Annotated in this window: 12 protein-coding genes; 11 read left to right on the top strand and 1 reads right to left on the bottom strand. The window is 34.4% G+C overall.

Features of this window, described 5'->3' with window-relative positions; all coding sequences use genetic code 11:
• Positions 1-85: 85 nt before the first annotated feature.
• Together E7Z79_RS08380 and E7Z79_RS08375 are read left to right on the top strand one after the other, a co-directional pair.
• Positions 86-598 carry a hypothetical protein gene (locus E7Z79_RS08380; protein ID WP_303739506.1) on the top strand — a complete coding sequence of 171 codons (513 nt, stop codon included), beginning with the start codon at positions 86-88 and terminating at the stop codon, positions 596-598.
• Between the two features lie 60 nt (positions 599-658).
• Entirely contained in the window at positions 659-1,630 is a 972-nt protein-coding gene (locus tag E7Z79_RS08375) for a hypothetical protein (RefSeq protein ID WP_303739505.1), read from the top strand.
• 750 nt (positions 1,631-2,380) lie between these two features.
• Here E7Z79_RS08375 and E7Z79_RS08370 read toward each other — a convergent pair.
• Positions 2,381-3,895, bottom strand: coding sequence for a hypothetical protein (locus tag E7Z79_RS08370; protein ID WP_303739504.1), 1,515 nt, complete (start codon positions 3,893-3,895; stop codon positions 2,381-2,383).
• A gap of 105 nt (positions 3,896-4,000) precedes the next feature.
• On the opposite strand from E7Z79_RS08370, the gene E7Z79_RS08365 reads away from it, so the two are divergent.
• From E7Z79_RS08365 to E7Z79_RS08325, 9 genes are all read left to right on the top strand, one after another.
• On the top strand, positions 4,001-5,194 hold the full coding sequence (locus E7Z79_RS08365; protein WP_303739503.1) for a hypothetical protein: 1,194 nt from the start codon (positions 4,001-4,003) through the stop codon (positions 5,192-5,194).
• Complete coding sequence (locus tag E7Z79_RS08360; protein WP_303739502.1) at positions 5,195-5,965, top strand: hypothetical protein; 771 nt, start codon at positions 5,195-5,197, stop codon at positions 5,963-5,965.
• 64 nt (positions 5,966-6,029) lie between these two features.
• A complete protein-coding gene (locus E7Z79_RS08355) occupies positions 6,030-6,221 on the top strand; it encodes a hypothetical protein (RefSeq protein WP_303739501.1) in 192 nt (63 codons plus the stop codon).
• Positions 6,218-6,373, top strand: a complete 156-nt coding sequence (locus tag E7Z79_RS08350) for a hypothetical protein (RefSeq protein ID WP_303739500.1) — start codon at positions 6,218-6,220, stop codon at positions 6,371-6,373. Before E7Z79_RS08355 ends, E7Z79_RS08350 begins: the two co-directional genes overlap by 4 nt.
• Positions 6,373-6,624, top strand: a complete 252-nt coding sequence (locus tag E7Z79_RS08345; RefSeq protein ID WP_303739499.1) for a hypothetical protein — start codon at positions 6,373-6,375, stop codon at positions 6,622-6,624. The genes E7Z79_RS08350 and E7Z79_RS08345 overlap by 1 nt, the downstream gene beginning before the upstream one ends.
• Before the next feature lie 33 nt (positions 6,625-6,657).
• On the top strand, positions 6,658-6,927 hold the full coding sequence (locus E7Z79_RS08340; RefSeq protein ID WP_303739498.1) for a hypothetical protein: 270 nt from the start codon (positions 6,658-6,660) through the stop codon (positions 6,925-6,927).
• Positions 6,914-7,513 carry a hypothetical protein gene (locus E7Z79_RS08335; protein WP_303739497.1) on the top strand — a complete coding sequence of 200 codons (600 nt, stop codon included), beginning with the start codon at positions 6,914-6,916 and terminating at the stop codon, positions 7,511-7,513. The genes E7Z79_RS08340 and E7Z79_RS08335 overlap by 14 nt, the downstream gene beginning before the upstream one ends.
• The gene (locus tag E7Z79_RS08330) at positions 7,513-8,502 is read left to right on the top strand and encodes a hypothetical protein (protein ID WP_303739496.1); all 990 of its coding nucleotides are present in this window, start codon (positions 7,513-7,515) and stop codon (positions 8,500-8,502) included. Before E7Z79_RS08335 ends, E7Z79_RS08330 begins: the two co-directional genes overlap by 1 nt.
• A gap of 6 nt (positions 8,503-8,508) precedes the next feature.
• Positions 8,509-8,763 (top strand): hypothetical protein (locus E7Z79_RS08325; protein ID WP_303739495.1); only part of this gene is annotated, 255 nt, incomplete at its 3' end.

The raw sequence follows: 8,763 nt of genomic DNA, 5'->3' as shown, positions 1-8,763 counted from the left end.
TCGAAAGAAACCAGGTTGAAGAATCAATAAGGACAACATCATTGAAGTAAAGCCGTCACTTGATGCTAACGGCCAGCCAATAATCATGGAGCTGTCTTCAACCGCTAAGGAAAACCTTTATGCTGATTACGGAACCACTGCAAATTCAAATGTGGCTATTGTACCTCCGGGAATCGAATCAAAAATCTTAGGGGGTAACAACTACCAGTCAGACTATACAAGACAGACTGAAATATTTAGAAACAACATCCTAAGGACTTTCGTCACTCCTCAGTCTCAGGCAGGTAATGAAAGGTCAAACCAGAACGTGGCGGAATACATTAACGATTCGGCCATTACTGGTTTTATCGTTAATGTGGCCAATGACCAGAAATGGGTTTTAAAATACTGCAATCAGCTTTTGAACATGCAATTAGAAATAATGGGAATCAGTGAAACATTGGATATTTATTTCAGCTATTCAAGAGATGATGTTTTAAGATATATTATGGAGCTCACTGCTGAAGGTGATGAAATCTATAAAAACTACTTGTCTAACTTTGAGGAGGAACAGCCTGTTGGTGAGAGGATTTTAAGTGACAGTGGTGTTGAAATATAAATATTTATATAAAATAAGTAATAAAATATATAATAAATAATATAATAAAAAGTGATTGAGATGAGACATGAACTATTTGAAGTCGGATCATATGACTACTCCGACTTGGATGAAAGGTTAACCAAACCAGTAAGATGGACTGAAGAAGATCTAAAACAAATAGCTGAAAACTACCGTGGAGGAATACCTTTAACTTCCGAACATGACAATATCTACGTCGGCATCGGAAACAATATCAGCTATGAGGAAGGAAAGCTATTCATCGAAATACCTGACGAACTTGACATGAAAGGAAAAGGCCTTTCCCCTAAAGTTGATGTCTTGCTTAAAGACAAAGGAGATTCATTTGGAATTGATACTATGAGTTTAATAGATGTTGGAGTTACTAAGTACCCAAGAAAAATTAGATTGTTGAATTCAGATATTGCTGGTGAAACCGGTCAGACTGGAAATCCAAATCCTGAACCGCCTGCACCTCAGCCACAACCTCAACCTGCACCTGCAAAAGATACTAATGTAGCTACTTCTTTATTATTGGAAAAATTGCAAGGTAAAGATGCTGAGATTGGAAAGCTCCAAGAAGAAATAAATAATCTTAAAGAAGAGTCTAAAAAATACGATGAGATAAAAAAAGCTATTGAAGAAAATAAAGAGTTCATTGATTCTAAAGATGATATCTTAAAAGAATTGTCTGAACTTAGAAAAGCTGAAAATGAAAGGAAAATAAAAGAGTACGAAGCTAAATATAATTTTAACTATAATGAAAACGCGCAGGATAAGGAAGTTATTGATAAGCTATTATCTGGTGACGTTGACATGGAGCTAATGGAAAAACTGGCTGAAAGAAGAATAAAAATTGAAGCTAGCAATGACGGTTCCACTCCTGGAGGTAGAAATCCCGGAAACTCTGGTGAAACAGGTGAAACCGGATCAACTGGCGGAAGCGATGATGAAAACGCTCCTTCATTTACAACTCGTGAGGAATATAATAAAATCTTAAAGGATATGGGTTTCAATAGAACTAGAATATAGCTATGATGGTGTTTTATGCTTTTTCACCGGAGCTAGATTTTTTCATTGAACGCTCGTTATTGAAATAAGGTGGGAAGTGTTTGTGGTGTATCACTTCTCATCCCCCTATTTGCATTGTAACCCTTAATGCCTAATTAATGGGGGACAAGCCCCCATATAATTACCCAAGAATGCCAATGCAAAATAAAATCAAGTTTATCAAAACTTAACCTCGAACCGACCGCTAAAGGGTCGGTTCTTAAATCTGACAAAATTAATTATTCCTTCATATACCTATTGCGACTCATTTCATTCGTCGCAACCTGTCCATCAGAGATGGACAGCTTATTTTTAATACACTCTCTATATACGGAACCGACCGGCGGGGGTCGGTTCCTCACTATAGTATATGCTCACCAATTCTTTACACCAGGCCTACACACACGCCTCCCTTGCGGTCGGCGTGGTTCTGGCCTGGCGAATTGGTTCGCGTATAACAAGGATATGATAAGTGGATGGTCCAAAACTAATTTTTATTAATTACTATTTCTTGAAGTAATGTAACCTATCAAATAATTGATGTTACTATTAATTAAAATATATATAACTAGATTTATTCAATATGGTTAGGTGTGCATTACATTAACAACAAGGATATTAAAAAATAATTTACATTCTATCTATGCATATACACTACATTTTAAAAACAAGTATAAATAATAGAAGCAGATGTTAATGTTAATTCATCATTATTTTTAATATGATTAACTCTTAATCTCCATGTTCTTTATCGAAAGAATCTAACATGCATCCAAGGAATCGTTTTACATCGATAACATAATCAAGACATTGTTTAGCTTTTGAATCTTTAATTCTGTATGTATGTGCTGCTTTATTCCTATACTTTTGAGTGATGCTATCAATTTTAGATCCATAAAATTTTAATGTTTTTTTAATTTCGTCATCGCTATGTTTGTTTGGATCAAATAATGCATGTTTTGAATATTCAAGTAATTTTGAAGCATTATTTTCATGTATTTCAGGTTCTAACTTCTTATTTTTATTAGCACCTAATATATATGGTATCCCTCCCAAAGTCCATTTTGTCTCTTTTTTTAAATTACCTTTTTGTATTATATCATGATTAAAAAATGAAGAATGATATTCTGAATATTCATAATTTTCATCTAAAAAATCTATAAAACCTTTATAAAATATTTTTTTTAATTCTATTTCTAGTGCTTTAGTAACTGATAAACAAACTCCAGAATAATCCACTTTATTTCCAAGGTCACATAAATGATTGTATGTAATTTCTGAAGTTACTAAAAACATTTGAGAATCTTTTTCTAATTTATTCCAAGCACATTCTCCCAAACTATCAATAACCCTTTCTTCTTCTTCATCATACTCATTTTTATCTGCATAATCTTTAATATTCTCTTTAAGTTCTTTTGCAGCTTTATGATTAAATTCATTATAAAGTTTTTCTTTCTTATCTTCATTATCCTTTGCGTCTTCAAGTTTTCCTTGTATACTTTCTCGACGAGTAGCTAAAGATTCATTATAAACTTTAAGTTGTTCAGTAAGGTTATCAATTTTATCTTCGATATTATTTAGTTGTTGCTTCTGATCTTCGTGCTCTTGATGTTCTCTTTCTTGATTTTTAATCACTTTTTTATTAGATTCTAATATTTTTATTAATACCGCATAAATTTCTGGGGCACACATTTCTATTTTATTTAGAATCAAATTAATATCGTCTTGTGAATTTTCTTCAAAATCGTTATCTATGTTAATATTTTTATCACCGATTCCAGTTTGACTTTTTAACTTATTAATCTTTTTCTTTAGTGTTGTTTTAGTTTTTGATATTTCTTCAAATTTCTTTTTTTCATCATAAAATTCCATTCGATAAAAAAGTTCAAACCAATCCAAAATATTATAAAAAGTTTCTAAATATGATACCATTGCATGATTTAATTCTTTTTCATATTTCAAGGAATAGTCAAAATTTTTTCTAAAATCATAAAATTGTAAAATAATAATTCGAATAGATTTAGGAATAAATTCACATTCATCAAGAAAATATTTAAAATCTTCTTTATAAGTAGGAACAATACCCTTTTTACAGTATGCTGAAAATTCAACTAAATGTTGTGTAATTCGTCCACCATGACTAATTAATAAGTAATTACGATATTTACTTTTAGTATTAAATAATTCTCTAAATAATAACAATTCATTATTTATTTCGTGGTCTCGACCAACATCTGGGAATGCCATGATATTATTTTTTTAAGGTTTTTATAATATGTTTTTCTATGTCTCTTTTTGTTATTATTTTTTTTATTATATAATTTATATAAAAAGGATAATAAAATATTATTCATGACATTAATAAAAGAATTGCAAATCAATATTGCAATGAGCAATTACAACCAAAGGAGTGGTAGCTATTCATCTAGTTATGATTATATATACTTGGATTCGTTAGCTAGCAGTTCTTATGCCAGTTTATTCAGAAGCGATTTGAAAAATCTAAAGATTAAAACAAAAGATGGAACTTCATGTCCTTTATTTTACCTTCCAAGTTATGGATCTCAGGCTGCAGCAATACTTGCTAGAATTCCTGTTGGTAAGATTTCACAAACAACAAAGTTGATCATTGAAGTTTACGATACTTCAACAATATTCTCAAGTACTTTAACAACTGGAAGTGAAGTGTTAATGTTTGATGCAAACTCTGATACATACTCAAACTTTTTCATGAACTACTCCGGTTTAAGCATCAACAATGACTCAACAGATAGCGGCAGATTTTTAAGAGCAAAATTTGTTCCAAGTCTTGACGGTAGCTCTCCAACATCATTATTCACATCAATTGCTTCAGGTCAATCATTATCTAACAATCGTGTTGTTATAGCAAGATTTAAAAGAATTTCCGGTTGTGTTGATGTTAATGATAATGCAACATATCATGGTTCAACAACTGGAAGTGTCATGATGCAGGTGGACGGAAGTCTCACAACATATGGCATTGACACCAAGACAACATCACTCAACTGGGCAGGAAGTGACAAAAGCTATCTGATGTTTAACGGAGCTAAAACATTAGTTCAGGTTTCATCATGGGACGCTTACAATCAGGGAAGTGACACAAATGGAAGTTATAAACAATATCATATTCACGGAAGAGTAGGAACTGGTTTTTCATCAAACAGTGATTACCTTGAAGGATTCAGCAGGAACAATCCAACCAAAATTTATGACACTAATTTCGCTGAAGTTGAAATAGCTCCAACATTCTTTGCAACAACAGAATTTGAAGAATACAACTATGTTGATTTGAAGTGGATGTTAATCTTCCCATCACCATTGTTCGCAGCTAATGGAATTCCAGAAGTAACTGTAACAGAGAAGGATACCAAAACTGGAATCAGATTATATAAAGGTGAACATGAATATCCTAAAGCTTATAAAGGCAGTAAGCTATTGTGGGATGCTGATGATGAGTCAATGGAAAATACTGGACTATACATTCCAGATAAAATTAAAAACAAAGATTGGGACTGGGTGTTTTAAATGATTGAAGAATATAGAGAAACAATCGGACATGGCCGTGGATATCCAACAGGATTGAGCCATGAAGAAAAGATGGACGTAATAGCTTGTCTTCTGGATGAGGGTGAGAGGTTCTATGTTAATGAGGAACACACTGCCTGGATATCTGAAAACCAATGCAGAGTCGGGGAAATGGTAACATTAGATGAATCCTCAACAATGGAACACACGATAGTAAAGAAAGCAAAGGAAGGAGATTTAGCTTTTGGCTATTTATTAGGTAAAGTACAAGTCAAATCTTCAGGCCATACTCTTGTAGCTGTTGCTGTACTTGGTGATGTTTTCAGATTAAAACTCAAAAGACCAGCTTCAGCAGATATATTGCCCAACACAAGAATCTACATTGACAGTGACGGTGAATGTAATCCAACACAAGGCCATGATTTAAGACTACTTTCAATCGTTAACCTAACGGAAAACGAACATACGGAATACATTAGAGTATACAGGCAAATGTCTGAAATCGAAATGTATCCTGAATCCCAGAACTGTATTGATCTTGCTGACTGTTCCTTTGAACAGGATGAAATAACTCACGTGGTAAACATGATTGTACCAACTGAATCCAACATTATGGCGCAGGCCAATTATGTCAAGGATAATGATGGAGTTACATATTGTGAGCTTCCGGACGTAGCTATTGTCAATAATGTCAGATTTGTGTGGGAGGACAACAAGCTGTACATGGAATGGGAAGGGTGCAGTGAGGATGAAAAAGTATATTTTATATAAAAGAAATAATAAAATATATAATAAATTATATAATAAAAAATATAATATTGTGGTGAGGTTTAAGATGACAATAAGGAAACTGGTGGGAACACTTGAAAACAAAGGACCATACATAGATCAGTCAACAGGCCACTGGTTCTATTGGAACGGTATCAAATACGTTGACTCAGGTTATCCTTATGCCGTCAAACCTATTATATCATTTAAAATCGAAGATGGCATTCTATATTATTCAATTACTTGGGAGGCACAATGAAATACATCAAATACTTTGAAACAGTTGAAGAGTACGAAGAATGGATGAATGAAGCTGACAATGCTGAAAAGGTATACGAAAGTGAAGAAAAGATTTGTGTTGACGGAGTAATCCTCAGCCATACCAACAAAGCATTTGAAGGTGATAAATGATGATTTATGAATGGATAGAAAGGAACAGAAAGGACATTGACATATTAACTTCATTTCTGGTCACTGTCATTCCGATTGTAATGTTATATTCTGAAAGCTTAGGAATTACTGAAAATACCATACCATACTGTATTTGTATGATTGTGTTAGGTGTAGCTAGTCATTATGCAAGCCGTGTAAGAGGCGAAGGTGATGTTGAATACGCAAAAAAACAAGCTAAAAGAGTATTGGGATTTCCTGAAGAAAAATAAGATTCTCTGGAGAATAATATTAAGCTGATAATTATGAAAAATTTAAAAAAGAAAATTGTTATTTGCAACTTTACCAAAACAATTTCAAGTGCCGTTTTAACCGCAATTGCAATCAACATCATAATGGATAATGCATCAAAGTATGCTTTAATGGAAGGACTTTTACCATTTGCTTTAGCCATTACCATTGTAGCATTAATTGACTTGTATCAGTATAGATGTGAGAAATCAGATAAGGTAACTATTGATGATTTAGAAGAAAGACTCAGAAAGTTGGAGGACAATACCGATGATGAAAGGTAAAATCTTGATTGCAGTTCCAACATTCGAAAATATTAAACCTGAATGCTTTAAGGCAATATTTGATTTAACAAATCCTGCAGGTTACAATCTGTATTTCGATTATGTTAAGGGCTATGACTGTGCACGTGCAAGAAACGAAATAGCAAAGCTATCACTTAACTATAACTTTGACTACGTGCTGATGATAGACTCAGACGTTAAAGTTCCAAAAGATACATTAATTAAGCTATTGGAATGTGAGGCAGATATTGCTCTTGGATGGTACTACAAGAAAAGAACCGTTAATGATCAGACGGTTATTTTCAATTTCGGAAAAGATTACACCGATGAAAACATGATCCATGGGAAAACATTACTGGAAGCTATTGATCCATTTGACATTAAAGGCGGAGGACTGGGAATAGCTCTCGTTAATGTTAATGTCTTCAGGAAGATGGAATATCCGTATTTCAGATATGTAATCTACGATGATGATACCGTACTGTCTGAAGATTTATATTTCTGCACAGAGGCCAGAAAAAATGGAATCAATATCAAATGCAATCCAACTGTTAAAGCAAACCACATATATGAGGTGAGTATTTAATGACAGACCAAATCGTTTTACTGGAATCAAGTAAAGAAGTCACAACTTTTTTACTGGATGATGGAGATGTATCATCAAAGGAAGTAATTACCACAACCGGCCAGAACATCGGCTATGAATATACAAACAAGCTTTTCCCTGAAGATACTGTAACCATTTCAGACAAATCCGAAATCGGAAAAGAAATGGTTAAAAAATATGTTGCAGGCTCAGATGAAACACCAATAGGAATAATCGTTAACGACCCAGTGGTAATGACCAACGGACAACGCAAAGCCAGTGTGTTAGTGTTAGGTCAGCTATACAGACTCAAGCTGGCAAGCGGAATTACTGACATTTCGCCGGCAGATAAAATCAAGCTGGGTGAAAACGGAGCCGTTAAAGACTCCTCAGGTGAATTTCTCGCACTCCATCCTGTGGAAGATTCTGATGAATACAATTACGTTAACTGCTTTAAATTAGCAGGTGCAGGAGGTTCCGGTCAAAAAGGTGACACTGGAGATACCGGACCTGCAGGACCTAAAGGCGATACTGGAGATACAGGTGCAGACGGTGAAAGCATCGAGGTTTATAAGGATTCTGTACACCGGCAAATAACTTTCACCGGAAGGGAATCAACTGCCGTAATCGGCTTTGACGAAATATCTGGGCCAAAAGGAGATACTGGAGCTAGTGGTGTTAAAGGTGATACTGGTGATACCGGATCTAAAGGAGATAAGGGAGATACTGGAGCTAGTGGTGTTAAAGGTGATACTGGTGATACCGGATCTAAAGGAGATAAGGGAGATACTGGTGCCAGTGGTGTTAAAGGTGATACTGGTGATACGGGACCTGCAGGACCAGTTAATCTTGCAAGCTCTTTAGACACAACAGACACAACCAATGCAATCAAGAACGCACCAGTAGCTACAGCTATTGAGAATATACAAACTGCCATCGGAACAATAACATCCACACAAACAGCAAACTTGAATTTATTGGGGAGCTAGATTAAAATGACTTTTACACCACCAGACCTTTCAGAAGTTCTAACAAAAGAACAGACAATGAATTCAAGACTGACAACCAGCCAAAGCAATTTAAGAAGTATATTGACAAAAGAGGAAATCGGTTACACTCAGGAAGATGGAGTTATTCCATTAATCCGAAAGCTGCCGGTTCCACAATTGGCAAGCCTCGGCGTTAATATGTATAATAAATTTTCAACAGGTGCAAATCTTCCTGCTGTCATCACTGCCAAAGACACTGAC

Origin of the sequence: Methanobrevibacter thaueri, from assembly GCF_015062905.1 — an archaeon.
Lineage (GTDB): Archaea > Methanobacteriota > Methanobacteria > Methanobacteriales > Methanobacteriaceae > Methanocatella > Methanocatella thaueri_A.
Note: the sequence above shows the minus strand (reverse complement) of the source record. Positions and strands in the feature narration are given on the sequence as shown.

Coding starts and splice junctions, on each gene's coding strand:
- E7Z79_RS08380 (WP_303739506.1), top strand. CDS start 86: ATGGAGCTGTCTTCAACCGCTAAGGAAAACCTTTATGCTGATTACGGA.
- E7Z79_RS08375 (WP_303739505.1), top strand. CDS start 659: ATGAGACATGAACTATTTGAAGTCGGATCATATGACTACTCCGACTTG.
- E7Z79_RS08370 (WP_303739504.1), bottom strand. CDS start 3,895: ATGGCATTCCCAGATGTTGGTCGAGACCACGAAATAAATAATGAATTG.
- E7Z79_RS08365 (WP_303739503.1), top strand. CDS start 4,001: ATGACATTAATAAAAGAATTGCAAATCAATATTGCAATGAGCAATTAC.
- E7Z79_RS08360 (WP_303739502.1), top strand. CDS start 5,195: ATGATTGAAGAATATAGAGAAACAATCGGACATGGCCGTGGATATCCA.
- E7Z79_RS08355 (WP_303739501.1), top strand. CDS start 6,030: ATGACAATAAGGAAACTGGTGGGAACACTTGAAAACAAAGGACCATAC.
- E7Z79_RS08350 (WP_303739500.1), top strand. CDS start 6,218: ATGAAATACATCAAATACTTTGAAACAGTTGAAGAGTACGAAGAATGG.
- E7Z79_RS08345 (WP_303739499.1), top strand. CDS start 6,373: ATGATTTATGAATGGATAGAAAGGAACAGAAAGGACATTGACATATTA.
- E7Z79_RS08340 (WP_303739498.1), top strand. CDS start 6,658: ATGAAAAATTTAAAAAAGAAAATTGTTATTTGCAACTTTACCAAAACA.
- E7Z79_RS08335 (WP_303739497.1), top strand. CDS start 6,914: ATGATGAAAGGTAAAATCTTGATTGCAGTTCCAACATTCGAAAATATT.
- E7Z79_RS08330 (WP_303739496.1), top strand. CDS start 7,513: ATGACAGACCAAATCGTTTTACTGGAATCAAGTAAAGAAGTCACAACT.